Annotated in this window: 22 protein-coding genes; 12 read left to right on the forward strand and 10 right to left on the reverse strand. The window is 69.0% G+C overall.

The features are described from left to right. The first annotated feature begins 457 nt into the window (after window positions 1-457). Complete coding sequence (locus tag ABT115_RS24530; protein ID WP_351793639.1) at window positions 458-634, forward strand: hypothetical protein; 177 nt, start codon at window positions 458-460, stop codon at window positions 632-634. 144 nt (window positions 635-778) lie between these two features. On the opposite strand, the gene ABT115_RS24535 is transcribed toward ABT115_RS24530, so the two are convergent. From ABT115_RS24535 to ABT115_RS24545, 3 genes are all read right to left on the reverse strand, one after another. Then, window positions 779-1,291, reverse strand: a complete 513-nt coding sequence (locus ABT115_RS24535; RefSeq protein ID WP_351793642.1) for a DUF4232 domain-containing protein — start codon at window positions 1,289-1,291, stop codon at window positions 779-781. 188 nt (window positions 1,292-1,479) lie between these two features. Then, entirely contained in the window at window positions 1,480-2,892 is a 1,413-nt protein-coding gene (locus ABT115_RS24540) for a lipase maturation factor family protein (protein WP_351793645.1), read from the reverse strand. A gap of 220 nt (window positions 2,893-3,112) precedes the next feature. Continuing rightward, window positions 3,113-4,480, reverse strand: a complete 1,368-nt coding sequence (locus ABT115_RS24545) for an FAD-dependent oxidoreductase (RefSeq protein ID WP_351793648.1) — start codon at window positions 4,478-4,480, stop codon at window positions 3,113-3,115. 419 nt (window positions 4,481-4,899) lie between these two features. On the opposite strand from ABT115_RS24545, the gene ABT115_RS24550 reads away from it, so the two are divergent. From ABT115_RS24550 to ABT115_RS24575, 6 genes are all read left to right on the forward strand, one after another. Continuing rightward, entirely contained in the window at window positions 4,900-6,966 is a 2,067-nt protein-coding gene (locus tag ABT115_RS24550; protein WP_351793651.1) for a SpoIIE family protein phosphatase, read from the forward strand. 121 nt (window positions 6,967-7,087) lie between these two features. Beyond that, a complete protein-coding gene (locus ABT115_RS24555) occupies window positions 7,088-8,479 on the forward strand; it encodes a wax ester/triacylglycerol synthase family O-acyltransferase (protein ID WP_351793654.1) in 1,392 nt (463 codons plus the stop codon). Between the two features lie 150 nt (window positions 8,480-8,629). Then, entirely contained in the window at window positions 8,630-9,382 is a 753-nt protein-coding gene (locus ABT115_RS24560; RefSeq protein ID WP_351793657.1) for a LytR/AlgR family response regulator transcription factor, read from the forward strand. A 63-nt stretch (window positions 9,383-9,445) separates the two neighbouring features. Beyond that, window positions 9,446-9,808, forward strand: a complete 363-nt coding sequence (locus ABT115_RS24565; protein WP_351793660.1) for a hypothetical protein — start codon at window positions 9,446-9,448, stop codon at window positions 9,806-9,808. Beyond that, the gene (locus ABT115_RS24570; RefSeq protein ID WP_351793662.1) at window positions 9,805-11,286 is read left to right on the forward strand and encodes a sodium/solute symporter; all 1,482 of its coding nucleotides are present in this window, start codon (window positions 9,805-9,807) and stop codon (window positions 11,284-11,286) included. The genes ABT115_RS24565 and ABT115_RS24570 overlap by 4 nt, the downstream gene beginning before the upstream one ends. After that, window positions 11,283-12,512 (forward strand): sensor histidine kinase, encoded by a 1,230-nt coding sequence (locus ABT115_RS24575; RefSeq protein WP_351793665.1) that lies wholly within the window; start codon window positions 11,283-11,285, stop codon window positions 12,510-12,512. The genes ABT115_RS24570 and ABT115_RS24575 overlap by 4 nt, the downstream gene beginning before the upstream one ends. A 19-nt stretch (window positions 12,513-12,531) precedes the next feature. Here ABT115_RS24575 and ABT115_RS24580 read toward each other — a convergent pair whose 3' ends face one another. From ABT115_RS24580 to ABT115_RS24600, 5 genes are all read right to left on the reverse strand, one after another. After that, entirely contained in the window at window positions 12,532-13,116 is a 585-nt protein-coding gene (locus tag ABT115_RS24580) for a sigma-70 family RNA polymerase sigma factor (protein ID WP_351793667.1), read from the reverse strand. Window positions 13,117-13,414: 298 nt separating this feature from the next. Further along, a complete protein-coding gene (locus ABT115_RS24585; protein WP_351793790.1) occupies window positions 13,415-14,854 on the reverse strand; it encodes an amino acid permease in 1,440 nt (479 codons plus the stop codon). Further along, window positions 14,854-15,117, reverse strand: coding sequence for a hypothetical protein (locus ABT115_RS24590; protein ID WP_351793670.1), 264 nt, complete (start codon window positions 15,115-15,117; stop codon window positions 14,854-14,856). The genes ABT115_RS24585 and ABT115_RS24590 overlap by 1 nt, the downstream gene beginning before the upstream one ends. Before the next feature lie 163 nt (window positions 15,118-15,280). Continuing rightward, window positions 15,281-16,048: a bestrophin-like domain gene (locus tag ABT115_RS24595; RefSeq protein ID WP_351793673.1), complete on the reverse strand. Its 768-nt coding sequence runs from the start codon at window positions 16,046-16,048 to the stop codon at window positions 15,281-15,283. Between the two features lie 15 nt (window positions 16,049-16,063). After that, on the reverse strand, window positions 16,064-16,195 hold the full coding sequence (locus ABT115_RS24600) for a hypothetical protein (RefSeq protein WP_351793675.1): 132 nt from the start codon (window positions 16,193-16,195) through the stop codon (window positions 16,064-16,066). A gap of 845 nt (window positions 16,196-17,040) precedes the next feature. Here ABT115_RS24600 and ABT115_RS24605 point away from each other — a divergent pair. Beyond that, the gene (locus tag ABT115_RS24605; RefSeq protein WP_351793678.1) at window positions 17,041-17,859 is read left to right on the forward strand and encodes an SAM-dependent methyltransferase; all 819 of its coding nucleotides are present in this window, start codon (window positions 17,041-17,043) and stop codon (window positions 17,857-17,859) included. Next, window positions 17,856-20,030 (forward strand): putative bifunctional diguanylate cyclase/phosphodiesterase, encoded by a 2,175-nt coding sequence (locus ABT115_RS24610; protein ID WP_351793681.1) that lies wholly within the window; start codon window positions 17,856-17,858, stop codon window positions 20,028-20,030. Before ABT115_RS24605 ends, ABT115_RS24610 begins: the two co-directional genes overlap by 4 nt. A 48-nt stretch (window positions 20,031-20,078) precedes the next feature. Here the strand turns inward: ABT115_RS24610 and ABT115_RS24615 are convergent, their stop codons facing one another. Next, complete coding sequence (locus ABT115_RS24615; protein WP_351793684.1) at window positions 20,079-20,990, reverse strand: LysR family transcriptional regulator; 912 nt, start codon at window positions 20,988-20,990, stop codon at window positions 20,079-20,081. A 95-nt stretch (window positions 20,991-21,085) separates the two neighbouring features. Here ABT115_RS24615 and ABT115_RS24620 point away from each other — a divergent pair, with 95 nt between their 5' ends. The 3 genes from ABT115_RS24620 to ABT115_RS24630 are packed head-to-tail and all read left to right on the forward strand — an operon-like array spanning window position 21,086 to window position 24,487. Further along, window positions 21,086-21,793 carry a succinate dehydrogenase gene (locus ABT115_RS24620; RefSeq protein WP_351793687.1) on the forward strand — a complete coding sequence of 236 codons (708 nt, stop codon included), beginning with the start codon at window positions 21,086-21,088 and terminating at the stop codon, window positions 21,791-21,793. Window position 21,794: 1 nt separating this feature from the next. Beyond that, on the forward strand, window positions 21,795-23,744 hold the full coding sequence (locus ABT115_RS24625; RefSeq protein ID WP_351793690.1) for a fumarate reductase/succinate dehydrogenase flavoprotein subunit: 1,950 nt from the start codon (window positions 21,795-21,797) through the stop codon (window positions 23,742-23,744). Continuing rightward, window positions 23,741-24,487 carry a succinate dehydrogenase/fumarate reductase iron-sulfur subunit gene (locus ABT115_RS24630; RefSeq protein ID WP_351793693.1) on the forward strand — a complete coding sequence of 249 codons (747 nt, stop codon included), beginning with the start codon at window positions 23,741-23,743 and terminating at the stop codon, window positions 24,485-24,487. Before ABT115_RS24625 ends, ABT115_RS24630 begins: the two co-directional genes overlap by 4 nt. Before the next feature lie 19 nt (window positions 24,488-24,506). Here ABT115_RS24630 and uvrA read toward each other — a convergent pair whose 3' ends face one another. Next, window positions 24,507-26,930 carry an excinuclease ABC subunit UvrA gene (uvrA, locus tag ABT115_RS24635; RefSeq protein ID WP_351793696.1) on the reverse strand — a complete coding sequence of 808 codons (2,424 nt, stop codon included), beginning with the start codon at window positions 26,928-26,930 and terminating at the stop codon, window positions 24,507-24,509. Between the last annotated feature and the right edge of the window lie 24 nt (window positions 26,931-26,954).

A 26,954-nucleotide genomic window follows, 5' to 3' on the forward strand; every position in this document is an offset into this window, starting at 1 on the left:
TTGTCGGGACGTCCGCATACATCCAGTATGCGGACGTCCCTCCGCCTTGCGATGCACCGCATCTGACGCCGCGCGCTGATCCACCGGGGATTACGGGACAGCCCTTAGTCAACCAGTGGCGCAGTGTTCGTGCGGCGCCGTGGACCCGGCCCGGGACTCGTTCCTGGCCGGGTCTTTTCCGTACTCGATGGCTGGAAGTGACTCAGTGCACAGCTTCCATCGAGCGCGATCGCGCTCATTTGGTTACTCTGATGCGAACGGACGTCATCGAGGAGTCCACAAAACCTCTTCGACCGTCCTGGGACAGACTTGTCAACCACGTCGCCGTCCCGCCCTGTACCCGGCGCCACCGCGACCGAACTGTTCTTGCCCCTGCCCCTCGCGGGCGGTCGACTCCCGGCAATGAGACCGGGGCGTCGGCGACGCCCCGGGGTTACGCGACACAAAGGAGTGCGCGGTGACGACACCAGAACGGACGAAGAGCGAGAAGCGACCGGCCGAACGGCACGAAGAGCGGACTCGCAAGCCCGAGAAGCTCCAGAACATCGAGGTCTGGGCCAGGTCCGCGCCGATCCGGCTGGCCGGCTACGAGGACGACCTCGCCGAGCCTCACATCCTGCCCAGCATCGACTGACCACTTCACAGCTTCACTCCGGCCCGCACCCCGCGAGGGGTGGGCCGGAGTTCCGCTCTTTCCGGGCACCGCCGATACAAGGCATCCTCGCCGCCGGCACCTCCCGCGTAGCGGGGGAACCCCACACCCGGGTGTGAGAGGAAGTCAGGCGCCGCGTTGGACCGGACCGATGAGGGTACCGGCGGCCACCTTGAGCTTGCCCTGGGCGACGGACGTGCCGGGGATCTCGCCGTCCGGAGCCTGGAGGGTGAACGATGCCTCCGTCGCGGCGGTGTTGCGGCCGCTGCTGGGAACCTGGATGTCGAAGTGCACCGGGTGGCCCGGGCCGAAGGTCACCACGGTTGCCTGGTAGCCGTAGCGGCCAGCGGTGACCCCGGTCTCCGAACCGCGGTTCGAGAACTGCACGTTGGTGGGCGAACCGGCCAGTTTGCACGGCTCGTACCCACGCGGCGCGGTCAGCGTCACGCTGTAGTGGCGGTGCCCTGCGCTGGCGGGCGCTTCGGTGATCTCCGCTGTGTGGTTGGCCGGCCGGCAGGCCGAAGGGGCGACGCTGCCGGCCGTTGCGGGCGAAGCCTGCACAACTCCCGCACCAGCAGCACCCGTCAGCGCAGTGGCGGCGACGGTGACGGTGACGGCGAACTTCCAGTTCGTACGCATCCTGGACACTCCTTGCCTGTGCTCAATGGCCCTGCGGGTGTTCTCCATCAGAACCATGGTCAAGACGATTCCTGCCCCTCAACTCCCGCGGGGAATGTCTCCGGATTGACACGGCCGTGCGGCAGATGTGTGCAATTCATACGTACCGTTGAAGTTCGACCACATGCCTGAAGGACCGCGCAAAGCCCTTAGGAGGGAGCGAGCGAGACGGGGGGCATGAAGTCCCGCACATAGGTGCGGTGCCACCAGCGCCCCGTGGCCCGCAGTTCGCGCCAGGTCGTGTACCGGTAGTGGTACAACCTGGCGCGGACATGGGCGGGCGGGGCCTTTGGGAACGGGTTGTGACGCAGCAGCCGCAGCGTGTCCCGGTCGTTCTCCAGCAGCCGCTCCACGAACGGGCCGAACCAGGGGCCCGCGTACGCGGGGGAGAGCGCCGCGAACCACATCAGCCAGTCGAGCCGCAGATGGTACGGGGCGAACTGGCGGGGCAGCCGGTACGGATCGCCCGGCTTGCCGTGGAATCCGTACTCCTGCCAGACCGTGCCGTCGTGGAGCACCTGCTCGTCGGTGCCCTCTACCACGACCTCCAGCCGGACCCTGCTGATGCTGCCGAACGCACCGTAGGTATTGACCAGATGAAGCGGGTCGAACGAGCGGTTCATCACCTGGCGGCGGGAGATCAGGTTGCGTGCCGGGCGGTAGCTGAGGAACAGGATCAGCACGGTGACCGCGATGACGACGATCTCGTACCAGAGCGGCGGCGCGGACTGTGCGGGCGGCTCGGTGAACAGGGACCAGTCGACGACGGACAGGGCGAGAGTGATCGTCACCCAGTTCAGCCAGGCGAAGTTCCCCGAGACGACCAGCCACAGCTGGGTGACGATCATCAGCCCCGCGGCCGCGCTCGCCACCGGCTGCGGAGTGAAGAGGAGCACCGGCACCAGGAGTTGAGTGATGTGGTTGGCCGCCACCTCGGCCCGGTGGACGGGCTTCGGCAGCCGGTGGAAGAACCAGCTCAGCGGTCCCGGCATCGGCTGGGTCTCATGGTGGAAGTACAGACACGTCAGATTGCGCCAGCACTCATCGCCGCGGATCTTGATCAACCCGGCGCCGAACTCCACCCGGAACAGCACCCAGCGCAGCAGCCACAGCACCAGCACGGGCGGTGCCGTGCCCGCGTTGCCGAGAAAGACGGCGAGGAAGCCGGTCTCCAGCAGCAGGGACTCCCAGCCGAAGCCGTACCAGGTCTGGCCGACCTGGACGATCGACAGATAGAGCGCCCAGGGCAGCGCCCAGAGCACCATCGCCGCCCAGAGCGGAACATACGCGTCCACGCCCGCGATCAGTGCGACGGCGAGTGTGCAGCCGGTCCAGCAGACGAGGGCGAAGAAGCGGTCGGAGTAGTGGAGCCGGAAGAGGCCGGGCGCGCTGCGCCAGTCCGTACGCCGCAGGAAATCGGGTACGGGCAGCATGCCGCGTTCGCCGATCAGCGCCCGGAACTGGAGGGCGGCGGTGAGAAACGCGACCAGATAGATGCCGGCCAGAGCCCGCTGGAAGATCAGCCGGCTGAGCCAGTAGCCGTCTGCTGTGAACCACTCCATCGCTTCCAGTATCGGTCCGGTGACGCGGCTCGGCCTACTCGGCATCGCGTGCGACGTACCGGCACCGCTCGGCGGTGCGTGGGTGGTGGTCAGCCTCGGCTGCTGTCGGCGGACTTGATGGCCTTGTCGATCTGCGGCAGGTAGCGGTCGATCACCCACGGCACGGTGAGCCCTTCCGGTCGGCCGCCGATGGTGGCCGACCGGACATCGGTGCGTACTGTCAGGAGCGGGGCTCGGAAGCGTCCAGCATGGCTTCGCGCTCCACGACCTTGATCCTCTCGCGCCCCTGCTCCGCGCCCAGGGCCTGCTCGTGCGCGTCCAGGCGGTACCAGCCCTCGCGGGTGGTGTAGCGGACGCCGCGCTTCTCCAGGAAGGCGGTGACCGCCTCCGGCTCGGGCTGTTCCGGGCCGGGCAGCCGGCCCGTGACGTGGTCGTCCAGGAGGCAGGCGACCGTCTCATTGGCGTCGCCCTTGGTGTGGCCGATCAGACCGATCGGGCCGCGCTTGATCCACCCTGTGACGTACACCGACGGCATGGGCTCCTCGCCGTCGACGACACGCCCTGCGGCGTGCGGGACCGTGCCGGAGATCACATCGAACGGGAGCTTCGGGAGCTCCTGCGAGTAGTAGCCGACCGCGCGGTAGACGCTCTGTACGTCCCAGTCGGTGAAGCGTCCGGTGCCCTTGACGTTCCCGGTGCCGTCCAGCTCGGTCCGCTCGGTGCGCAGACCGACGACCCGGCCGTCCTCGCCGAGGATCTCGACGGGAGACTCGAAGAAGTGCAGAAACAGCTTGTGCGGCCGGTCGCCCACGTCGCGGATGGCCCAGTTCTCCAGCGTTGAAGCGACCATGTTGGCCTGCTTGTTGCCGCGCCGGGTCTCGATCGAACCCGCGTCGTACTCGATGTCCTCGGGGTTGACGATGACCTCGATGTTCGGAGAGTGGTCCAGCTCCCGCAGTTCCATCGGGCTGAACTTGGCCTGAGCGGGACCGCGACGTCCGAAGACGTGCACTTCCAGGGCCTTGTTGGCCTTGAGGCCCTCGTAAACGTTCGCGGGTATCTCGGTCGGCAGCAGTTCGTCAGCCGTCTTGGCGAGCATGCGCGCCACGTCCAGGGCCACGTTGCCCACCCCGAGCACGGCGACCTTCTCCGCTTCCAGGGGCCAGGTGCGCGCCACATCGGGGTGCCCGTCGTACCAGGAGACGAAGTCGGCCGCGCCGTGGGAGCCGTCCAGGCGGCTGCCGGGGATGTCGAGCGCGCGGTCCGCGTCGGCGCCGGTGGAGAAGATCACCGCGTCGTAGAAGGACCGCAGATCGTCCAGGTCGATGTCGGTGGGGTAGCCGACGTTTCCGAACAGCCGCAACTGCGGCTTGTCGAGCACCTGGTGCAGTGCCTGGACGATGCCCTTGATCCGCGGGTGGTCGGGAGCCACTCCGTAGCGGATCAGGCCGAAGGGGGCGGGCATCCGCTCGAACAGGTCGATCGAAACACCCGGGTCCTGTGCGGCGTCGGATTTCAGCAGCGCGTCCGCTGCGTAGATTCCGGCGGGGCCGGCTCCGACTATGGCGACGCGGACGGGGCGGGTCATGGAGTGCAGGTCCTTAGAACGGGCTGACGCGGGCAGTGTGGCGCAGGGTACAAGTAACGGCCTCACCCACGATTGGCAGCGGCGTCGCAGCGCCTGGGACCTCCGCCTCCCGCGTTGTCGTCAGTCGCGATGGCTCCGCCATCGCTCCCTCCGCCGCCTTGGATTCGAAGGCCCCAGACCCCGCTCCTTCTCCCACTGCCAATCGTGGGTGAGGTCGTAAGGATGGGCTTACCGTGCTCCACGGGACACGGTATCCGTTGCTGACCTGCGATCTCTGGGCGGGCGGCCTTCCGGGCGGTCCGAGAGGCTGTCGGGTGGCCTCTGATCGGGCGGCCACGCCCTGGCATGCGCGACACCGGATTCCCCGCCGGTGCGGGGTTCGCTCGAAATATCGGACAAATAATGGCAGAGTGACCCACATGGATGATCGGGTAGCGGGTGCCCTGTCACTCCCGGACGACTGGCCCGCCCACCCGGATCTCAGCCTCGCCCTGAACCGTATGGGCAGCTTCGACTGGGACCTCGACAGTGGCCTCATGCACATGGACCGGCCCGCACTCGATGTGTTCGACCTGCGGGCCGAGGAATACGACAACCGGCCGGAGTCGCTCGCGCCGCGGGTGCCGCCGGATGAGGGCGCTCGGCTCGATGCCATGGTCGCGCAGGCCCTCAAGAACGGGCAGAGAAATTACGGCGCGTATTTCACGATCCTGAGACGCGACGGCACTCTGCGCTGGACCCACACCCAGGGCTTCATCCAGCGCGACGAGACCGGCCGTCCCCGTCGCATCATCGGCATCGTCCGCGATGCCACCCAGGAGCTGGCCGACTCCACCGCCCGCCACGAACTGGACATGGAGCGGCGGCGCCGTACCAGGGTGGTGGAGAGCACAATGGCCGCACTGGCCCACGCCCGGACGGTCCGGGACGTCATCAACGCGCTGAAGAACTCGCAGGGCCTGGCGCATCTCCGTGCGACCAGCATGGTCGTGGGCCTGGTCGAGGCCGGACGCATCCATCTGGTGGCGGACGGCCCGGAGAGTTCGTACGTGCCCGGCACTCGCTACACCCGGACGGACGACCCGTACCCGATGAGCGACGTGGTAAGTACGCTCTCGCCCCGCTTCATCGAGTCCGCCGCGGAATTCGCCACCGCGTACCCGATTCTGTGGCCTCATATCAGCCACCTCGGCATCACGTCCGCCGCCTATCTTCCGCTGATCGCCCAGGCCCGGCCCATCGGCGCACTCGGACTGCTCTACAGCGACAAGGACGGCTTCACCGGCGACGAACGCGATCTGCTCGTCGCGCTCGGCAGCTCCATAGCCCAGAGTCTGCAGCGGGCCATGCTGTACGAGCAGGAGCACGACCTCGCCGAGGGTCTCCAGCAGGCCATGCTGCCGCGCCGGATCCCGGACGTGCCGGGCGCACAGGTCGCCGTGCGGTACCGGTCGGCCCGGCTGGGCCGGGACATCGGGGGTGACTGGTACGACGTCATCCCGCTGCCCGGCGGCCGGGTCGGGGCCGTCATCGGGGACGTGCAGGGCCATGACACGCATGCCGCGGCCGTCATGGGGCAGCTGCGCATCGTGCTGCGCGCCTACGCGGCGGAGGGGCACAGTCCCGCCACGGTGATGGCCCGGGCCTCCGTGTTCCTCCATGAGCTGGACACCGACCGCTTCGCGACCTGCTCCTACGCCGAGGTCGACCTGACCACCGGCGTGGTGCAGCTGGTCAGGGCAGGCCATATGGATCCGCTGGTGCGAGACACCGACGGCAGCTGCCACAAGCTGCCTGTGGAGGGTGGGCTGCCGCTGGGGCTCTCTGCCGAGTTCGGGCGGCTCGAATACCCGGTCAGCACGGTCGAGCTGGACCCCGGCCAGACGCTGGTGCTGTTCACCGACGGTCTGGTGGAGTTGCCCGGCGCCGATCTCGACGAGGGCATGCGGCGGCTGACGTGCATGCTGCGCAACGGTCCGCAGGACCTCGAGCGACTGGCCGACCTGCTCTGCGAGGAGGTCGACGAGCGCGGCGGCGAGGACGATGTGGCGGTCCTGCTGCTGCGCCGAAAGGCCGCTCACGCACCCCGGCCGGGCGGCAGGCTTCAGCAGCACGTGGCACAGGGCGACCGGGAGGCGCTGAGCTCCGCGCGGCACATGATCCGTGCGGCGGTACGGGCCTGGGGCGCCAAGACGCGGGCCGACGAGGTGGAGCTGGCCGCCGACGAGCTGATCACCAACGCGCTGATGCACACCGACGGTGGGGCGATCGTCACCATCCGGGTGCTCACCGGGCCCGAGCGGCGGCTGCGGGTCGATGTCGAGGACCGTTCCAGCGCGCTGCCCCGGCGCCGAGACGCGGGGGAGGTCGGGGTGTCCGGGCGGGGTCTGATGCTGGTGGACCGGCTGGCGGACCTGTGGGGTGTGGAGTCGCGGGGCAGCGGCAAGTGCGTGTGGTGTGAATTCGCCACTCCGGAACGCGAATGACGGCAATGTTGAGTACTACCCGACAGTAACCGACCGTAACACGTATGTGCTTGACCGTAACCGACCGTGAACGATTGACTACGACTCCGTCAGTCTTTTTCTTCGATGACATGAGGAACCGTTGGGCACTGAGCTACTGGCACCTCTCGATCTGGCCTTCTGGCACCTCGAATCCGATGCCCACCCCATGCACCTCGGCGCGCTCGCCGTCTTCTCCCCTCCTCCCGACCCGGCGCACGGCGTCGACCCGGAGGCCCTGCTGGAACTGCTGGGCACCCGCGCCGCCGCGATTCCCCGGCTGCGGATGCGAGTCAGGGACGTACTGCTGCCGGTCGGCGGCGCGGCGTGGTTCGTGGACAAGGACTTCGATGTGCGCCGGCACATCGAGCGGGTGCAGCTGACCGAGGCGGAGTCGCGGGGCGAGGACGGCGGATTCATGGCAGGCGCCACCCGGCTCGCCGGTGAACTGATGGAGCGGCCGCTCGAACGTGGGCTCCCGCCCTGGCAGATGTATGTGATCGGCGGCGCCGACGGCGGCTCCTTCGCCGTGCTCGTCAAGCTCCACCATGCGCTCGCCGACGGAATGCGCGCGGTCGCCATCGGAGCCGGGATCTTCGACGAGATCGCCTCCGTCGCCGGACGCGCCCGCAGCGGCATGCCCGCCCGCCGGGCGCGCACGGTCCCGCCCCGCTCCTGGATGCCGGGCCCGCGCCAGGTCGCCGGCCTCGCGCTGGGCCGGATCGAGGATCTCGGGCGGGCGTTCGGGGTCGGAGCCTCCATGGTGCGGGCCAGCCGCCTCGATCTGCGCGGCGCACCCGCACTCACCGCGAGCTCCAGCGGCACCCGGCGGCTGGTCACCGCGGATCTGGACCTCGACTCCGTCCAACGGATCCGGCGGGCCGCCGGAGGCACGACCAACGATGTCCTGCTCGCGGTCGTCGCCGGGGCGCTGCGCCGCTGGATGCTGGAGCGCGGCGAACCGCTGCCCGCCGAGGACCCGCGCGCCCTGGTGCCGGTCTCCCGCCGCAGGCCGGGCCAGGCCGCCGCGACCGGGAACAAGCTCTCCGCCTATCTGCTCGGGCTCCCCGTCTCCGAGCCCGATCCCTGGAAGCGGCTCCGCACGGTCCGTACCGCAATGGACCGCAACAAGTCCGCAGGACCCTTCCGCGGCGCAGGCGCGGTAGCCGTGCTCGCCGATCAACTGCCCTCGCTGGCCCACCGCTTCGGCGCCCCGATCGCGGGGAATGCGGCCAGGATGCTCTTCGACGTCCTGGTCACCAGCGTGCCCCTGCCGCGCTCGGCACTCTCGCTCGGCGGCTGCCCGTTGCGCGCCGTCTACCCGATGGCGCCGCTGGCCCGCGGCCAGTCCCTGGCCATCGCCCTGTCCACGTACGGCGGCCGGGTGCAGGTCGGGCTGGTGGCCGACGGCAAGGCGTTGCCCGATCTGGAGCGGCTGGCGGGCTGCGCCCACGACGAGGTGGCGCAACTGCTGGCACTGCTGCCCGCCCGCTGAACGGGCCAGGGGAGACTCCACCCGATTCCTTCCTCCGCCTTGCGGTCGAAGCCGCATGGCGCCGCTCGCTGATCCGCTCCTCATCGTGGGGGAGGTCGTAAGAAGCTGTTGTCCAGCGGGGGTTGGACAACAGCTTCTAAACTCCGGCCCATGCTGCGCGTACTCGCCGTCGACGACGAAGAACCCGCCCTGGAGGAACTCCTCTACTTACTGCGCGCCGATCCCCGCATCCGCAGCGCCGAAGGCGCCACCGGGGCCACCGAGGCGCTGCGCCGCATCGGCAGCACCGTCGAGGCGGGCCCCGACGACCCGTCCGCCATCGACGTCGTCTTCCTCGACATCCACATGGCGGGCCTCACCGGTCTCGACGTCGCCCAGTTGCTGGTCGGATTCGCCGCACCCCCGCTCATCGTCTTCGTCACCGCACACGAGGGCTTCGCCGTCCAGGCCTTCGATCTCAAGGCCGTCGACTACGTCCTCAAGCCGGTCCGCCGTGAACGCCTCGCCGAAGCGGTACGGCGCGTGGCCGAACAGGTCGGCGACCGCTCCGCACCCGTACTCGACACCGCGAACGACCAGATACCGGTGGAGCTCGGCGGAGTGACCCGGTTCATCCCGATCGACGACATCGCCTACGCCGAGGCCCAGGGTGACTACGCCCGGCTGCACACCGACAACGGCAGCCACCTCGTCCGCGTCCCCCTCACCACCCTTGAGGAACGCTGGCGCTCGTGCGGCTTCGTGCGTATCCACCGCCGCCATCTCGTCGCACTGAAGCGGATCGATGAACTCCGCCTCGACGCGGGCAGCATGAGCGTGCGCATCGGCACCGCGGAGCTCGCCGTGAGCCGTCGTCACACCCGCGCGCTGCGCGATCTGCTGATGCGCCGGGCCGGCCGCTGACCAGGCCCTGCCCGGACTCGAACCCTTCCCACGAGGGACCGGTGCTGCGTACACTCCGGGCCCATGTCCGCAGAGCCAGCACCCCGGCGTGAAGTGGTGACGCGGGAGCCCCGGCGGGTGCGCCCGCTGCCGCGCTACCGCACCCAGTCGGAGATCGACGAGCAGACCGCACTCGGCGGCGCCTACGTGCGTTCGCTGATGCGCAGTCAACTGCGCGCCGGACTGACCGCGTTCACCGTTCTTGCCGTGGTCGTCGGCACGCTGCCGCTGGTCTTCGAAGCCCTGCACAGCGCCGCGCTTGTCTGGGCCGTCCTCGGGTTCGCCGCATATCCGCCACTGACCCTGACCGCCTGGTGGTACGTGCGGCGGGCCGAGCGCAACGAACGCGACTTCGCCCGGCTCGTGGAAGGCCGCCCCGCACAGTGAGTCGTTCGTACGCGGTGGCGGCTGTCGCCGTCGTCGTCGTCGCGACCGTCCTCGTCGGCGGTTTCGGACTGCGCATCAGCCGTACCACCTCCGACTTCTACGTCGCCTCACGCACCGTACGACCCCGGCTCAACGCCGCGGCGATCAGCGGCGAGTACCTCTCCGCCGCATCCTTCCTCGGTATCGCCGGCCTGGTGCTCGTGCACGGCCCGGACATGCTCTGGTACCCGGTCGGATACACCGCGGGCTATCTCGTGCTGCTGGTCTTCGTCGCCGCACCGCTGCGCCGCTCGGGCGCGTACACACTGCCCGACTTCGCCGAGGGGCGGCTGGAATCGCGACAGGTGCGCAGGCTGGTGAGCGTCTTCGTCGTCGCGGCGGGCTGGCTCTATCTCGTACCGCAGCTCCAGGGCGCGGGGCTGACACTCAAGATCCTTACCGGGGCGCCCGGCTGGCTCGGCGATGTGCTCGTGGCGTCCGTCGTCGTCATCGCCGTCGCCGCGGGCGGCATGCGGTCCATCACCTTCGTTCAGGTTTTCCAGTACTGGCTGAAACTGACCGCGCTCCTCGTCCCCGCGATCTTCCTGATGCTTGCCTGGCAGGGTGACGGGCAGCCCCGCGTCACCTTCGACGTCCAGCTCTCCGTCTTCCGCGCCGACCATCCGCTGTACGCCACCTACGGGCTGATCGTCGCGACGTTCCTCGGCACCATGGGCCTCCCGCATGTAGTCGTCCGCTTCTACACCAGCCCCAACGGCCGCGACGCCCGCCGCACGACTGTCGCCGTCCTCGCTCTCATCGGCGTCTTCTACCTACTGCCGCCGGTCTACGGTGCACTGGGCAGGCTGTACGCCCCCGAGCTGATCCACGGCGGGGACGCGGACGCCGCCGTGCTGCTGCTGCCCGAGCGGGTCATCGGCGGGCTCGGCGGCGATCTGCTCGGCGCACTCATCGCGGGCGGCGCTTTCGCCGCGTTCCTGTCGACTGCCTCCGGCCTCACGATGGCCGTCGCCGGAGTCATCACCCAGGACGTGATCCCGTCGCGCGGGGTACGGCACTTCCGGCTGGCCACCGCCCTCGCCATGTGCGTACCGCTGACCGGTTCGCTGACGGTCAGTCGGGTGCCGGTGGCCGACTCGGTGGGGATGGCGTTCGCCGTCTCCGCGTCCTCCTTCTGCCCGCTGCTGGTCCTCGGCATCTGGTGGCGGCGGCTCACCCCGCCCGGCGCGGTCGCCGGGCTGCTGCTCGGCGGCGGCTCCGCGTTCCTGTCCGTCGCCATCACCGTCAGCGGCGCGGTACGCCCGCCCGGCTGGCCGCACGCCCTGCTCGCCTGGCCCGCCGTCTGGTCGGTGCCCGTCGGCTTCCTGGCCATGGTCCTGGTGTCCCTCGCCACACCCGGCCGGATACCTGCCGGCACCAACGCCGCCATGACCCGCTTCCACCTGCCGGAAGCGCTGACCTCGGGGAGAAACCGATGACCGGGGCCGGATACGCCGTACTCGTCCTGCTCGTCCTCCTGCTGCTCGGCGCGGGCTTCCTGCTCGGCCGCCGCACCGCCCGCCCGGTCCGTACCAGTGACGTCGGAACCCCCGTCGAGCACGCCACCTTCGAGACCCTGCACACCGCCTCGCTCGCCGCGCCCCCACTGCGCGCCGGACTCACGGAGGAGAGCGCCCGCAAATCCGCCCGTAGGCTTCGCTCCCTGCTCGGCACCGACGCCCTCTGCCTGACCGACCGCGACCGGGTCCTCGTCTGGGACGGCGAGGGCGAACACCACGGCCGGCACGTCATGGACCAGGTGCAGCCCCTTCTCGCCAGCGGCCGCGACACCGCCTTCCACAGCGACTGCGACGACCTCGACTGCCCGCTGGGCTGGGCCGTCGCCGTGCCGCTCACCGTCGACCACCGGGTCCTCGGCACTCTCATCGCCTACGCCCCGCGCGAATCCGCCGTACTGGCCAGAGCGGCCGGTGAAGTGGCCCGCTGGGTTTGCGTGCAACTGGAACTCGCCGAACTCGACCGCTCCCGCACCCAGCTCATCGAGGCCGAGATCCGGGCGCTGCGAGCCCAGATCTCCCCACACTTCATCTTCAACTCACTGGCCGCCATCGCCTCGTTCGTCCGCACCGACCCCGAGCGGGCCCGCGAACTCCTTCTGGAATTCGCCGACTTCACCCGCTACTCGTTCCGCAGTCACGGCGACTTCACCACGCTGGCCGACGAACTCCACTCCATCGACCAGTACTTGGCACTCGTACGGGCACGCTTCGGTGAACGGCTCGCGGTCACTCTCCAGGTCGCCCCCGAAGTACTGCCCGTCGCCCTGCCGTTCCTCTGCCTTCAGCCCCTGGTCGAGAACGCAGTCAAACACGGCCTCGAAGGAGCCGTCACCCTTGCCCGAGCTCTCAACTCCGTTAGAGCAGGGGGGACCCCGACCCGCATCACCATCCGCGCACTCGACGCCGGCTCCGAGGCCGAGGTCGTCATCGAGGACGACGGAACCGGAATGGACCCGGAACGCCTGCGCCACATCCTGCGCGGCGAGGGCGGCCACTCCACCGGAATCGGGCTGCTGAACGTCGACGAACGGCTGCGCCAGGTGTACGGGGACGACTACGGACTCGTCATCGAGACAGGAATCGGCGCCGGGATGAAGATCACGGTACGGCTGCCGAAGTACCGTGCGGGGGTGCACGGTTCCTGACCACCCGGTGGGGCGGCGATCAGTGCAGCGCCGACATTGTGGTGGCCGCGGAAGCCGTGTCACTGCTCGAGCTGCTCAGCGAGGAGGACCTGCTGGAGTAGCCCGGCAGGTTACGGGAGAGCTGACGCAGCGCGTAGTAGGACCGGGACTTGACCGTGCCCGCCGGAATGCCGAGAGCCCGGGCCGTCTCACCCACGCTCAGCCCGCGGAAATATATCTGGACGAGCACCGCGCGGTGCTCCGGGCCGAGGGTGCGTACCGCATCACGTACATCGAGGGCCGAGACCGTGGAATCGGCGGTGTCCTCCTCGCCCGCGGCGGCCTCCAGAACCACGTCACTGACCTCGGTCGGCCGGGCCTGCCTGGAGCGGCGCGCATCGATCGCGAGGCGCCGCGCGACGGTGAAGAGCCAGGGCCGCATCGAGTCGTACGGGGCGTCGAAGGCCTCCGGATGCTGCCAGGCCCGCACCAGCGTCTCCTGGAGCAGATCCTCGGCCCGCTGCCGGTCGCCGAAGGTCAGCCCGAGCAGGAAGTGGAACAGGGCGGGGCCGTGCTCCCGCTGGAGATCCGCCAGGGCCCGCTCATCGGTCGTCGTGGTGGTCATCGTGAACGCCCTTCCCCGCTCAGAGCCTGTCGGGTGACCTCTGATCGGGCGGACGGTCACCCGACAGACTCCAAGGCCCCTGCCGCTTCGCTGCCGACTGGTGTATACGAACGCATCGGGGCACCGAGGAACAGGCGCCGGGCGGCTCCGTGCGACGAGCGGTCGCACAGTGCGGCGAATGGTGCGGTGAACGGTCGGGCGGCGGTCGACGGGGTGTGCGTACGGGCGTTGGGCGGCCGGTGCGCCGCTCCCGGACGATCCCCCTCAGCGGACGGAACCGAGGAGCACCGGGTATGCATCAACCCGTACTCGCCCCCGTACCTGCCTCCGGTGTCTTCGCCATCTCCGACTTCCGATACGAGTAACCGAAATAGATCACCAGACCGATGAGGAACCACACTGCGAACCGCACCCACGTCTGCCACTGCAGGAAGGTAATCAGCCAGAGCGAGAACACCACACCCAGGGCCGGCACGTACGGCATGCCGGGGGTGCGGAACGTACGTGGCAGATCGGGCTGCTTGTAACGCAGCATGATCACCGCGATGCACACCACCACGAACGCCAGGAGAATGCCGATGTTCGTGAGCTCGGCGGCCGCGCCGATGGGCAGGAATCCGGCGATCACGGCCGATGCCGCGCCGACGATCCAGGTCACCCGGGTCGGTACGTGCCGGGTCGGGTGGGTCTTGGCGAACCACTTCGGCAGCAGCCCGTCGCGGCTCATCGAGAACCACACCCGGGTCACTCCGAGCATGAACGTGAACATCACCGTGAGGATGCCGATGATCGCGCCCACCGCGATCACATCGGCGAGTCCGCTGAGCCCCACCGACTTGAAGGCCGTGGAGAATCCGGACTCCGGGTCGATGTCCTGGTAGCTCTGCATTCCCGTCAGCACCAGACAAGCCGCCACATAGAGCACCATGGCGATCCCGAGGGAGTACAGGATCGCCTTCGGCATGTGCTGCTGGGCGTCCTTGGACTCTTCGGCCGCCGTCGACATGGCGTCGTACCCGAACACCGCGAAGAACACCGTGGCCGCACCGGTGAAGACGCCGCTCACCCCGAAGGGGAAGAAGGGGGTGTAGTTGGCGGTGTTGATGTGGAACGCACCGACGCTGATGACCAGCAGGACAACCAGGACCTTCAGGGCGACCACGAGCGTTTCGAAGCGGGCCGCGTTCTTGATGCCGAGGGTCAGGAGGTACGCCATGAGCAGGCAGAGCAGTGCGGCGAACAGGTCCACCCGATGGCCCGACCCGGTGCCGGGCGCGCCCAGCATCCACTTCGGCAGTTCGAACCCCATCTCGCCGAGCAGAAAGCTGAAGTATCCGGAGATGCCGATCGCGACCACGGCCACGATCGCCGTGTACTCCAGCAGCAGGTCCCAGCCGATGAACCAGCCCACCAGCTCGCCGAGTACCGCGTATCCATAGGTGTAGGCGGAGCCGGCCTTCGGGATCAGGCCGGCGAACTCCGCGTAACTGAACGCGGCCGCCGCGCTCGCCACACCCGCGATCAGGAAGGAGAGCAGGACCGCGGGCCCTGCGGTGCCGTTCGCCACAGTGCCGGCGAGGGTGAAGATACCGGCGCCGATGATGCCGCCCACGCCGATTGCGGTCAGCTGCCACAGCCCGAGCGTTCGGGTGAGCTGAGTGGTGACGTCGCCCGCCGGTCCCTTCTCGTCGATCTGCTCGATCGGCTTGCGGCGCAGTACACCCTCGCCCACTCGGATCACGGTGCTGCGGCCCCGTTGAGCGCGCGGCTGCCACGGACGAGCTGCGGCCCCGTCAGGTGCGGCTTCACGGCGACAACCGCCACAGGTACTTTGGGGGCTGCCCGACGGAGGTCGACCGAGGTGGCGGCGACCAGCCGGGGAGGACCCAGGGAGAAGTCCGCGCCGTTCTGCATCCATGCCAGGCCGGTGAGCAGCACCAGGGCGAGGGCTCCCCACGGCGAGTGCCCGGTCCGTTCGACGCGCCAGTTGTCCCGGCCCATGATTTCTCCCTTCGTCGCGACGCTTGGAACGCTAGGCGCGGGAGAGGCGGGCGGCGATCAGAGAAGGGCGAACGGGTGGCGCCCGCCAGTGCCGCGACCGGAGTGCGCCGCCCAGGGCACCGGCTTCCCCCGAGCGGCGCACCGCCGCCATTTCGGCGGCCTGCTATCCGCCCGCCGCGCCGGGGATCAGATCGAGGAACGGTGCCGCGGTGGCTGAGATGCCCCGACCGAAGGGGGAGTCGAAGTCCCAGATCAGGAAGAGCAGAAAGGCGATCAGGACGCTGAAGAGGCCGGCCAGCAGCAGTTCGCGGAAGGTTCTGCGGATCTGCAGCGTGAAGATCAGTCCGACGGTCACCAGCGCCCCGGTGATCAGGCCGAACCAGACCACGCCGGGCATGGTCGCACCGGCACTCTGCCCGCGTGCGCTGCGCGCGTCGTCGGCTGCGGCGACCTGATCGACCAATGGCTGATATGCCTGCCCCTCGTGATCGTTCCTCGGCCGGTAGCCGGTGACATCGGTGCGCACTTTACCGAGAAGCCGGGCCCCCTCGACGGTGAGAGAGCCGTGCTCGGTCATCGTCCGCCACTCGTCGTGGACGACGTGGCGGACGTAGGCGTCCACATCGGCCCGGATGCGCGTACGCACCTCGGCGGGGTAGACGGCAGAGCGGACGTTCACCTCGTGCAGCGCCTGGGCTTCCTGGCGTACGTACTCCTGGGCGGCGCTGCGGCCCTCCCAGACGCCCGCGATGGCCAGGCCCAGCACGATCGCGTAGACCACACCGATCATCATCGTCATGTACTCGATGACGTCAGGGGTCTCGGACGGGTCGTCATCGTCTTTGATCCGGCGGTTGTTGAGTACGGCGATGGTCAGGACGACGGCGCTCGCCGCGACCATGGCGAGGGTGAGAACAAGCCATTCCGACATGGTTTCCTCCGGAGGTCATCGGGAGCGGGGACGCAGCACGGCGACAGCGAACACCGCGGGGGCTGTGATCAGCAGGGTGAGGGTGACCAGGGAGGTGCCTTGCCGCGGGACCTTGCGCGGCGGCTTGCGGTAGGCGGGGAGTGCCACGGGTCGGGGCGCGGGAGGTGTGGGGCGTACCGAGGGCGAGGGTGGAGGGGGCGGTGGCACGGGCTCCGGTTCCGGTCGCGGTGGTGCGGGGGGCGGCGGTGGGGGAGGGAGCGGAGGCGGAGGCGGAGGGGGTGGTGATGGTGGTGGTGCGGGCAGCGGAGTCTGCTTGGGCACCGGGCCCGCGTGACAGCGACCGTTGCCCGACACGGCGACTGCCGAACTCCCGCCGCCCTCCCCGATGGAGGCGTACGCGCAGTTGTCCGCCGCCGCGGGTGCCGGGGCGGTCAGCAGCCAGAGAAGTGCGACGGCTGCCGTGAGCCGCCCTATGAGTGATCCGTACACGACGGGGAGCATGTTCCGGCCGGTCGCAGGGCACGCCGGAGGCGGACCGGATTCCCCTGATGGTGGGGACATGGGGCACCGGGCGTTTGCGGCTCGGGAAGTTCTGTGAGCGCATTGGACAAAGAAGGGTTTTCGACGCCCGTACCCAGGGCCACATGAGCGCCTGACGGAACCGCCTCGCTCGCAGTGACAGCTGCGACCTGATGACGCCGACGACGGCGTGCCGTCAGGAAAAGGGAGGCGAGATCCCCGACGGGCAGAACGTGGGCAACACCAACCCGGGCCGGACAGGATGCGGTAAGCGTTACGGCTACGGCTCCGAAATCGAGGACCGGGGATGTCACACGCAGCGACGGGCCGCTTGCACATGCCACTGGTGTGTGACCAATAACGGACGGCCAATTTCCGTTTCTGCTCGCTCTCCTGGCGGTCGATCAGTAGCCTCTGGTCATCACTGACCATGAACATGGCCGGATCGCCGTGGCGACTTGTTGGAGACATCGATGGAGCGTCCCGCCTGGGCACCGCAAGGCATAGACATTTCGGTGCCGAGCGTGCCTCGCATGTACGACTTCTATCTGGGCGGATCGCACAATTTCGAGGTGGACCGGGAAGCGGCTCGCAAGGCCATGGAGTTCATGCCGGGACTCCCCAAGATCATGCAGGCGAATCGCGCCTTTATGCGCAGGGCCGTGCGTTATGCGGTGAGCGAGGGAATCACCCAGTTTCTGGACATCGGTTCCGGAATACCGACTTTCGGCAATGTGCACGAAGTCGCACAGACGGCCGACCCCGAGGCCCGGGTGGCGTATGTCGATCACGACCCCGTTGCGGTCGCGCACAGTCGGGCCGTACTCGAGGGGAACGATCGGGCGGTGATCGCCGCCGCGGATCTGCGCCGCCCGCAGGAGATCGTGAAAAACCCGGCGATCATTGAACTGCTCGACCTGGACCGACCGGTGGCCCTGCTGCTCGTCGCCGTTCTCCACTTCCTCGAGGACTCAGACGACCCGCACGCCACGGTCGCCGAGTTGCGCGAGGCACTCGCCCCCGGCAGCCTCATCGTCGTCACCCACGCCTCGTACGAGGGGATTCCGCTCACCCAGGAGGAGGCGGGCGGCGCAGTCGGCGTCTACAAGAAAATCCGCAACCCCCTGGTCATGCGGACGCGCGAAGAGGTCGCCCGCTTCTTCGAGGGGTACGAGATGATCGAGCCCGGACTCGTGTCGATGCCGAACTGGCGCCCCGACACGCCCCATGCGGTGGAGGACGAGGACCCATTTGCCTTCTCGGGCTTCGCGGGAGTGGGACGTAAGGCGTGAGCATTCCCGCCCAGTCGTCCGGAGCGCCCGACACGGAGCCCGACGGCCCCGAGGACCGGCTCCGGAGATTCGCCACGATCTGGAGCCGGGCCATCTTCCCCTCGACGGCCACCTCCATGACGCGCACGGAGTTCGAACAGCATCTGCTGCCACTGGCCCGCGCTCTCAGCGACATCCTGCACGCGCGGCCGTTCGACGCGGCGCCCGCGAGCGAGGTGGGCGTCGCCCTCGTCGCCGCGCACTGCACCGACCCGGACGCGCTCAGCAGCACGCTCGGCGTCATCGACTCGTACCTCGTGCTCTACTGCGGCAGCAACGGTGCGACGGCGCTGTCGACAGAGGACAGCAGGGCCCGCTGCGCTCGGATACAACACGCCCTCGCGGGCGGCTTCACCCAGGCGCTGCGTGAGCGGACACTCGCCGAGCAGGAGGCCATCGCCCGCTCGGCGCTCACCGCCCGCTCGGACGCCGAGCAGGCGCTGCACGCCACCGAGGCGCGCTTCCGTGCCGTCTTCAAGGGCGCGGCCATCGGCATCGGGATCGCCGACCTGGACGGCAATGTGCTGGAGGTCAACGACACGCTCACCCAGATGTTCGGTGGACTCGAACACCATGTGCGCAGCCACAAGATCAACGAGTGGGTCCACCCCGAGGACTCGCCGCAGGTCTGGAAGTACTACAACGAGCTGGTACGCGGTGAACGCGAGCACTACCGGGTGGAGAAGCCGTACTACCGCAACGACGGCACCGTGCTGTGGACCAATCTGACGGTGTCACTGCTGCGTGACTCCGAGGGCACACCGGAGTATCAGCTGGCACTGATGGAGGACACCACGGAGCGTCGGCTGCTCAACCTGCGGCTTCGGTACGAGGCAACCCATGACGCGCTCACCGGCCTGCCCAACCGGACGCTGTTCTTCGAACGGCTGGAGAAGGCGCTCTCCGCCGACGACGGCAGCCGCTTCGGCCTGTGCTACCTGGACCTCGACGGCTTCAAGGCGATCAACGACAGCCTCGGCCACGCGTCGGGGGACCGGCTGCTGGTCGAAGTGGCCGACCGGCTGCAAAGCTGTGCGACCGCGCCCGGCGAGATGGTGGCGCGCCTCGGCGGCGACGAGTTCGTGGCCCTGACCACCGGCCCCGACACCCGGACGGAGGTCGACGAGCTGGCCTGCCGCATCCTCGGCGTGCTCGGAACCCCGGTCCGCCTGGAGGGCCGTGAGCTGACCGTACGTGGATCCATCGGGATCGTCGAAGGTCCGGCCGGCGAACGCAGCGCCGCCGAGGTGCTGCGTAGCGCCGACATCACGATGTACCGGGCCAAGTCGGCGGGCGGCAACCGCTTCGAGCTAGCCGATGCCGAGGCGGATGCGCGTGCCATCACCCGGCACGGGCTGACCACCGCGCTGCCCGCCGCCCTGGAGCGCGGTGAGTTCTTCATCGAGTATCAGCCCCTCGTGCATCTCGGCGACGGCACGGTGCACGGTGCGGAGGCGCTGGTGCGCTGGTGTCACCCGCAGCACGGGGTGCTCGGTCCCGACAGGTTCATTCCGCTCGCCGAGCACACCGGGCTGATCGTGCCGCTCGGACGCTGGGTGCTGGAGGAGTCCGTGCGCCAGGCCAACTTCTGGCAGGAGCGGCACAGCGACGGCGGTCCGCTGCGGATCAACGTCAACCTCTCGCCGACCCAGTTGCACCATCCGCGGCTGGTCGCCGATACGGTCGACGTGCTGGAGCGGTCGGGGCTCGAACCCGGGGCCCTGTGCCTGGAGGTCACCGAGTCCGCGCTCATCGGCGCGGACGACGATCTGCTCAAGCCGCTGCGGCAACTGGCGGAAATGGGCGTCGACATAGCGCTCGACGACTTCGGCACCGGGTACTCGAATCTGGCGAACCTGCGCCGGCTTCCGGTGAGCGTGCTCAAGCTGGACCGTTCCTTCACCCAGGGCATGCAGCAGCATCCGGCGGACCCGGTCGATCTGAGGATCGTCGAGGGAATCGTCTCGCTGGCGCACAGCCTGGACCTCGTGGTCACGGTGGAGGGCGTGGAGACCGGGGCCCAGGCGGAGCAGTTGCGGGAGCTGGGATGCGACACGGCCCAGGGGTGGTACTACGCCCGGCCCGGTGCGCCCGACCGGATCCATTCACTGCTGCTGGCCGACGCGGTGTGAGGGGGGCGGGGCGGCAGCCTCTCAGGCCCGCACCCGTGCCGGTCGCTCTCAGTCGCCGGACGGGCTCGACAGGCCCGTCCGGCTGGCGAGCAGCACCTTCTGCAGCTCGCGGGCCGCGCGCGGTGGTGCCACATCGCTGCGGTGCGCGAGTGCGATGGTGCGTCGCAGGCCCGGGCGGGTCAGCGGCGTGGTGCGCAGGTCGCGGCCGCTCCGGACGGCGACCATGCTCGGCACCACCGCGATCCCGAGCCCCGCCCGGACGAAGCCGAGCACCGCGTCCATCTCCCCGCCCTCCACCGTGAACGACGGCTCGAAGCCCTCCGCCCGGCAGGCGGCGACTGTCAGTTCGCGCAGGTCGTAGCCGTGCCGGAACATCACCAGGGATTCCCCCTGCAGGTCGGCGATCCTCACGCTCCCGCCCCGGCCGGGCCGCGGCGCCTGTGCCGACGACACCACGACCAGATCCTCCTGGAGCAGCTCGACCGTGGTGAGCGCGGGGGACGCCGCGTGCAGCGGCAGCACCACCAGGGCCAGATCGAGCGCGCCGCGCGCCAGCTCCCGTACGAGGTCGAGCGAGCCGCCCTCCTCCAGCAGCAGCTGGATCCCCGGGTGCCGGTCGTGGAAGGCGCGCAGTACGTCCGGGAGCAGGCCCGTGCAGAGGCTGGGCGTGGCGCCGAGCCGGACCCGGCCCCTGCGCAGCTGAGCCAGCTCCTGCACCTCGTGGCGTGCGGTGTCGGCGTCCGCGAGGATGCGCCGGGCCAGCGGCAGCAGGGCCTCGCCCGCGTCGGTGAGGGTGATGTTGCCGCGGGCCCGGCTGAACAGCTCCGCCCCCAGCTCGTTCTCCAGCGCCCTGATCTGCTGGGAGAGCGAGGGCTGCGAGACGTGGACCTCCTCGGCGGCACGGGTGAAGTGACGGGTCTCGGCCACGGCCACGAAATAGGTCAGCTGCTGGAATTGCATACACTCACCCTAGCGGCCTCGATAGTCCACGCCTATGAAGATGAGCCGATCGATGTCTTGGACTGATGGGGCCTTTCGGCCCTAGCGTCGTGTTCATGGCATTGGCAACACGGACGGACCGACGGCCGTCCATGACGCGTACGTTCTGGGACTCGTCCGTCGGCAAGAAGACGATCATGGCTGTGAGTGGCCTGATCATGCTCCTTTACTTGGTTGTCCATATGATCGGCAACCTGAAGATCTTCTTCGGATCCGGCGAGTTCAACCACTACGCGCACTGGCTGCGGACCATGGGGGAGCCTTTCCTGCACTACGAGTGGGCCCTGTGGATCGTCCGTGTCGTGCTCGTCGCCGCTGTGGTGCTGCACGCCGTCTCCGCGTACCAGCTGAGCCGCCGCGACATCAGGGCACGCCCCGCCAAGTACGTGCACAAGAAGCCTCGCGCCAGCTATGCCACCCGGACCATGCGCTGGGGCGGGATCATCCTCGCCCTGTTCATCGTCTGGCACATCCTCGACCTGACGACGGGCACCGTGCACTCCGGCGGATTCCAGTCCGGAAATCCGTACCAGAACGTCATCGACACCTTCTCCACCTGGTACGGCAACACCATCTACATCGTTGCCATGCTCGCCCTCGGACTCCACGTCCAGCACGGCTTCTGGAGCGCCGCCCAGACCCTCGGCGCGGGTAGCGCGACCCGTGACCGTGCCCTCAAGACCATCGCCAACGTCCTCGCACTGGTGCTGACGGTGGGCTTCATCTCCGTACCCGTCGCCGTCATGACCGGAGTCGTGAGCTGACATGACCGACTACTCGCACTACGAGACGGGTACGCCCGTCGCCGACACCAAGGCCCCCGAAGGCCCTGTCGCCGATCGCTGGGACACTCGCCGCTTCCAGGCCAAGCTGGTCAACCCGGCCAACCGCCGCAAGCACACCGTCATCGTCGTCGGCACCGGCCTCGCCGGCGGTTCGGCCGGTGCGACCCTTGCCGAACAGGGCTACCACGTCGTCCAGTTCTGCTTCCAGGACTCGCCGCGTCGCGCCCACTCCGTCGCCGCTCAGGGCGGTATCAACGCCGCGAAGAACTACCGCAACGACGGCGACTCGATCCACCGGCTCTTCTACGACACGGTCAAGGGCGGCGACTTCCGGGCCCGCGAGTCCAACGTCCACAGGCTCGCCCAGATCTCCGTGGAGATCATCGACCAGTGTGTCGCCCAGGGCGTCCCGTTCGCCCGTGAGTACGGCGGCCTCCTCGACAACCGCTCCTTCGGCGGCGTCCAGGTCTCCCGCACCTTCTACGCCCGCGGCCAGACCGGACAGCAGCTCCTCCTCGGCGCCTACCAGGCACTGTCCCGGCAGATCGCCGCCGGCAACGTCGAGCTGCACGCCCGTACCGAGATGCTCGACCTGATCATTGTCGACGGCAAGGCCCGCGGCATCGTCACCCGCGACCTCATCACCGGGAAGATCGACACGTACTTCGCCGACGCGGTCGTCCTGGCCAGCGGCGGCTACGGCAACGTCTTCTATCTGTCGACGAACGCCATGAACTCCAACGCCACCGCCATCTGGCGCGCCCACCGCCGCGGCGCCTACTTCGCCAACCCGTGCTTCACCCAGATCCATCCCACCTGCATCCCGCGCACCGGCGACCACCAGTCCAAACTGACGCTGATGAGCGAGTCGCTGCGCAACGACGGCCGAATCTGGGTCCCGAAGGCCAAGGGGGACGACCGTCCCGCGAACGAGATCCCCGAGGACGAGCGCGACTACTACCTGGAGCGCATCTACCCGGCCTTCGGCAACCTCGTGCCCCGCGACATCGCCTCCCGCGCCGCGAAGAGCGTCTGCGACGAGGGCCGCGGCGTCGGCCCCGGCGGACAAGGCGTCTACCTCGACTTCGCGGAGGCCATCCAGCGCATGGGCAGGGCGAAGGTCGAGGAGAAGTACGGCAACCTCTTCGACATGTACGCGCGGATCACCGCGGAGAATCCGTACGAGACCCCGATGCGGATCTACCCGGCCGTGCACTACACGATGGGCGGACTCTGGGTCGACTACGACCTCCAGACCACGGTTCCCGGCCTGTTCGCGATCGGCGAGGCCAACTTCTCCGACCACGGCGCCAACCGGCTCGGCGCCTCCGCGTTGATGCAGGGCCTCGCCGACGGCTACTTCGTCCTGCCGTCGACCATCAACGACTACCTGGCCCGCAACCCGCACCACGACGAGGTCGACGCCTCGCACCCGGCTGTCGAAGAGGTCGTCGCGGACACCGAGGACCGGCTGAACCTGCTGCTCTCCGTTGACGGCGACCGTACCCCCGACTCCTTCCACCGAGAGATCGGTGAACTCATGTGGGAGTACTGCGGCATGGCCCGCACCGAGGAGGGGCTGCGCAAGGCGCTCGACCGGATCCCGCGGATCCGCGAGGAGTTCTGGCGCCGCATCAAGGTGCCCGGTACCGGCGACGAGTTCAACCAGTCGTTGGAGAAGGCCAACCGCATCGTCGACTACCTGGAGCTCGCCGAACTCATGTGCCTCGACGCCCTGCACCGCGCCGAGTCCTGCGGAGGCCACTTCCGTGAGGAGTCACAGACCCCGGACGGCGAAGCCGCCCGCCGGGACGAGGAGTTCTCCTACGCCGCCGCCTGGGAGTTCTCCGGCACCGGCGAGGCCCCGGTCCTGCACAAGGAAGACCTCGTCTTCGAGTACGTCCACCCCACTCAGCGGAGCTACGCATGAAGCTCACCCTGCGCGTCTGGCGCCAGAAGAACGCCGACGCCCCCGGAGCCATGTCCACCTACGAGGTGGACGGCATCTCGCAGGACATGTCGTTCCTGGAAATGCTCGACACCCTCAACGAGGAACTCATCCTCGCCGGCGACGACCCCGTCGCCTTCGACCACGACTGCCGCGAAGGCATCTGCGGCGCCTGCAGCCTCGTCATCAACGGCGACGCCCACGGCCCCGAGCGCACCACCACCTGCCAGCTCCACATGCGGTCCTTCGCGGACGGCGACACGATCGACATCGAACCGTGGCGTGCTTCCGCCTTCCCGGTCGTCAAGGACCTGGTAGTGGACCGCTCGGCCTTCGACCGGATCATTCAGGCGGGCGGCTACATCTCCGCTCCGACCGGCACCGCCCCCGAGGCGCATGCCACACCGGTGCCCAAGCCGGACGCCGACTTCGCCTTCGAACACGCCGAGTGCATCGGCTGCGGCGCCTGCGTCGCAGCCTGCCCCAACGGCTCGGCGATGCTCTTCACCTCGGCGAAGATCAACCACCTCAACGTCCTGCCGCAGGGCGCCCCCGAGCGCGAGACCCGGGTCCTCGACATGGTCGGACAGATGGACAGCGAGGGCTTCGGCGGCTGCACACTCACCGGGGAGTGCGCCACGGCCTGCCCCAAGGGCATTCCGCTGCCGTCGATCTCGGCCATGAACAAGGAGTGGCTGCGGGCGACCCGGAAGGCGCACCGCTGAGCGGGCACCCGACAGGCTCTCAGGCGATACGGAGGGACGCCCTGAGGTACGCCGCCGTACGGCTGCCCTCCGCGCGTGCGACCTCGGCGGGAGATCCCGCCGCCACGATCCGGCCGCCCCGGTCGCCGCCGCCCGGCCCGAGGTCGATCACCCGGTCGGCGGCCGCCACCACCGCCATGTCGTGCTCCACGACCACCACCGTGTTACCCGCGTCGACCAGACCGTGCAGCTGCCGCATCAGCACCTCGACATCAGCGGGGTGCAGCCCGGTCGTCGGCTCGTCGAGCAGATACACCGTGTGGCCCCGACGGGTGCGTTGGAGCTCGGCGGCGAGCTTGATCCGCTGGGCCTCACCGCCCGACAGCTCCGTGGCGGGCTGACCGAGCCGGAGATATCCGAGCCCGACGTCGAGCAGCGTACGCAGACTGCGCTCGACGGCGGGTGTAGCGGCGAAGAAACTGGCCGCCGACTCCACGGTCAGATCCAGCACCTGCGCGATGTCGAGACCGCGCAGGGTGACCTCCAGGGTCTCCGGGTTGTACCGCGCACCGTGACAGTCGGGGCAGGGCGCGTATGTACTGGGCAGGAAGAGCAGTTCAACGGAGACGAACCCCTCGCCCTGGCAGGTCTCGCACCGACCGCCCGCCACGTTGAAGGAGAACCGCCCGGCCTTGTAGCCGCGCTCGCGCGCCATGTCCGTCTCGGCGAACAGCTTGCGCACACCATCGAAAAGCCCCGTGTACGTAGCGAGATTGGACCGAGGGGTGCGACCGATTGGCTTCTGGTCGACCTGCACGAGACGGTCCACCGCCTCCAGCCCCTCCGCCGACGCACACCAGGGTGTGGGAAGCTCCGTGGGCAGACCGGCGGTGGCGGAGGCCTGCCTGTCGGCGAGGACACCGGCCAGCACCTGACCGACCAGGGTCGACTTGCCCGACCCCGAGACGCCCGTGACGGCCGTGAACACACCGAGCGGGAACTCCGCGTCCACGCCCCGCACATTGTGGCGGTCCACCCCGTTCAGCTTCAGCCACCCCGACGGCGAGCGCACCTCCCGCACGGGAGCGGCCTCATTACCGAAGAGGAAACGCCGCGTCGCCGACTCCGTGACCTCCGCGAGTCCGGCCGGGGGACCGCTGTGCAGCACCCGGCCCCCGTGCTCACCTGCCAGCGGCCCCACATCGACCAGCCAGTCCGCCCGGCGTACCACATCCATCTGATGCTCCACGACGAAGACGGAGTTACCGGCCTCCTTCAGCCGGCCGAGCACCCCCAGCAGCGACTCGGTGTCCGCCGGGTGCAGACCGGCCGACGGCTCGTCCAGCACATAGACGACACCGAACAGACCGGAGCGCAACTGGGTGGCGAGCCGAAGCCGTTGCAACTCACCGGAGGAAAGTGTCGGAGCCGTGCGGTCGAGGCTGAGGTAGCCGAGGCCGAGCTCGGTGACCGTCTCGATCCGGGCGAGCAGATCCGCGGTCAGCACCCGAGCCGTGTCACCGCCGCCCGCCACGCGCAGCACTTCCGCGAGCGAGGTGAGCGGAAGCGCGGCGAGTTCGGCGATCGAACGGCCTGCGAAGGTGACGGCCATCGCCTCCGGACGCAGCCGGCTGCCGCCACAGACCGAACAGGGGGCACTGGTCAGGAAGCGCTCGGCCTTAGCCCGGAGAGTGCGGCTCTTGGAGTCGGCGAAGGTGTGCATCACATAGCGGCGGGCACTCATGTACGTACCCTGGTAAGGGCGTTGGATGCGCCCGGCATCACGCACCGGATGGACCGTCACCACCGGCTGCTCATCGGTGAACAGGATCCACTCCCGGTCCCCGGCGTCGATCTCATGCCACGGACGGTCGACGTCGTAGCCCAGCGCGTCCAGCACATCGCGCAGGTTCTTGCCCTGCCACGCCCCTGGCCAGGCGGCGATCGCACCGTCCCGGATCGACAATGAGGGGTCGGGGACGAGCAGTTCCTCGGTGGTGCGGTGGATGCGGCCGAGACCATGGCACTGTGGGCAAGCCCCGGCGGCGGTGTTCGGCGAGAAGGAGTCGGAGTCCAGCCGTTCGGCATCGGCTGGATACTCCCCGGCGCGCGAGAACAGCATGCGCAGGGAGTTCGACAGCGTGGTGACCGTCCCGACGGACGAACGGGCGCCGGGCGCCGAGCGGCGCTGCTCCAGCGAGACGGCGGGCGGCAGGCCGGTGACCTCGCCGACTGCGGGCGCGCCGACCTGATGGATCAGCCGGCGGGCGTACGGGGCGACGGACTCGAAGTAGCGGCGCTGCGCCTCGGCGTAGATCGTCCCGAACGCGAGGGACGACTTTCCGGAGCCCGAGACGCCGGTGAACACGGTGAGTGTGTCGCGCGGGATATCGACCGAGACGTCCTGGAGATTGTGCTCACGGGCGCCACGCACCCGGACATACGGATCGTGGGGGGTGGACATGTGCGCGGGGACTCCGTACGGATC

It is taken from the genome of Streptomyces sp. NPDC001832 (assembly GCF_040297265.1).
In the GTDB taxonomy this organism is placed as follows: Bacteria; Actinomycetota; Actinomycetes; order Streptomycetales; family Streptomycetaceae; genus Streptomyces.

Excerpts from the sequence above, each read along its gene's own strand:
- ABT115_RS24535 (WP_351793642.1), bottom strand. The coding sequence starts at position 1,291 with ATGCGTACGAACTGGAAGTTCGCCGTCACCGTCACCGTCGCCGCCACT.
- ABT115_RS24540 (WP_351793645.1), bottom strand. The coding sequence starts at position 2,892 with ATGGAGTGGTTCACAGCAGACGGCTACTGGCTCAGCCGGCTGATCTTC.
- ABT115_RS24545 (WP_351793648.1), bottom strand. The coding sequence starts at position 4,480 with ATGACCCGCCCCGTCCGCGTCGCCATAGTCGGAGCCGGCCCCGCCGGA.
- ABT115_RS24550 (WP_351793651.1), top strand. The coding sequence starts at position 4,900 with ATGGATGATCGGGTAGCGGGTGCCCTGTCACTCCCGGACGACTGGCCC.
- ABT115_RS24560 (WP_351793657.1), top strand. The coding sequence starts at position 8,630 with ATGCTGCGCGTACTCGCCGTCGACGACGAAGAACCCGCCCTGGAGGAA.
- ABT115_RS24565 (WP_351793660.1), top strand. The coding sequence starts at position 9,446 with ATGTCCGCAGAGCCAGCACCCCGGCGTGAAGTGGTGACGCGGGAGCCC.
- ABT115_RS24575 (WP_351793665.1), top strand. The coding sequence starts at position 11,283 with ATGACCGGGGCCGGATACGCCGTACTCGTCCTGCTCGTCCTCCTGCTG.
- ABT115_RS24580 (WP_351793667.1), bottom strand. The coding sequence starts at position 13,116 with ATGACCACCACGACGACCGATGAGCGGGCCCTGGCGGATCTCCAGCGG.
- ABT115_RS24590 (WP_351793670.1), bottom strand. The coding sequence starts at position 15,117 with ATGGGCCGGGACAACTGGCGCGTCGAACGGACCGGGCACTCGCCGTGG.
- ABT115_RS24595 (WP_351793673.1), bottom strand. The coding sequence starts at position 16,048 with ATGTCGGAATGGCTTGTTCTCACCCTCGCCATGGTCGCGGCGAGCGCC.
- ABT115_RS24605 (WP_351793678.1), top strand. The coding sequence starts at position 17,041 with ATGGAGCGTCCCGCCTGGGCACCGCAAGGCATAGACATTTCGGTGCCG.
- ABT115_RS24615 (WP_351793684.1), bottom strand. The coding sequence starts at position 20,990 with ATGCAATTCCAGCAGCTGACCTATTTCGTGGCCGTGGCCGAGACCCGT.
- ABT115_RS24620 (WP_351793687.1), top strand. The coding sequence starts at position 21,086 with ATGGCATTGGCAACACGGACGGACCGACGGCCGTCCATGACGCGTACG.
- ABT115_RS24625 (WP_351793690.1), top strand. The coding sequence starts at position 21,795 with ATGACCGACTACTCGCACTACGAGACGGGTACGCCCGTCGCCGACACC.
- ABT115_RS24630 (WP_351793693.1), top strand. The coding sequence starts at position 23,741 with ATGAAGCTCACCCTGCGCGTCTGGCGCCAGAAGAACGCCGACGCCCCC.
- uvrA (WP_351793696.1), bottom strand. The coding sequence starts at position 26,930 with ATGTCCACCCCCCACGATCCGTATGTCCGGGTGCGTGGCGCCCGTGAG.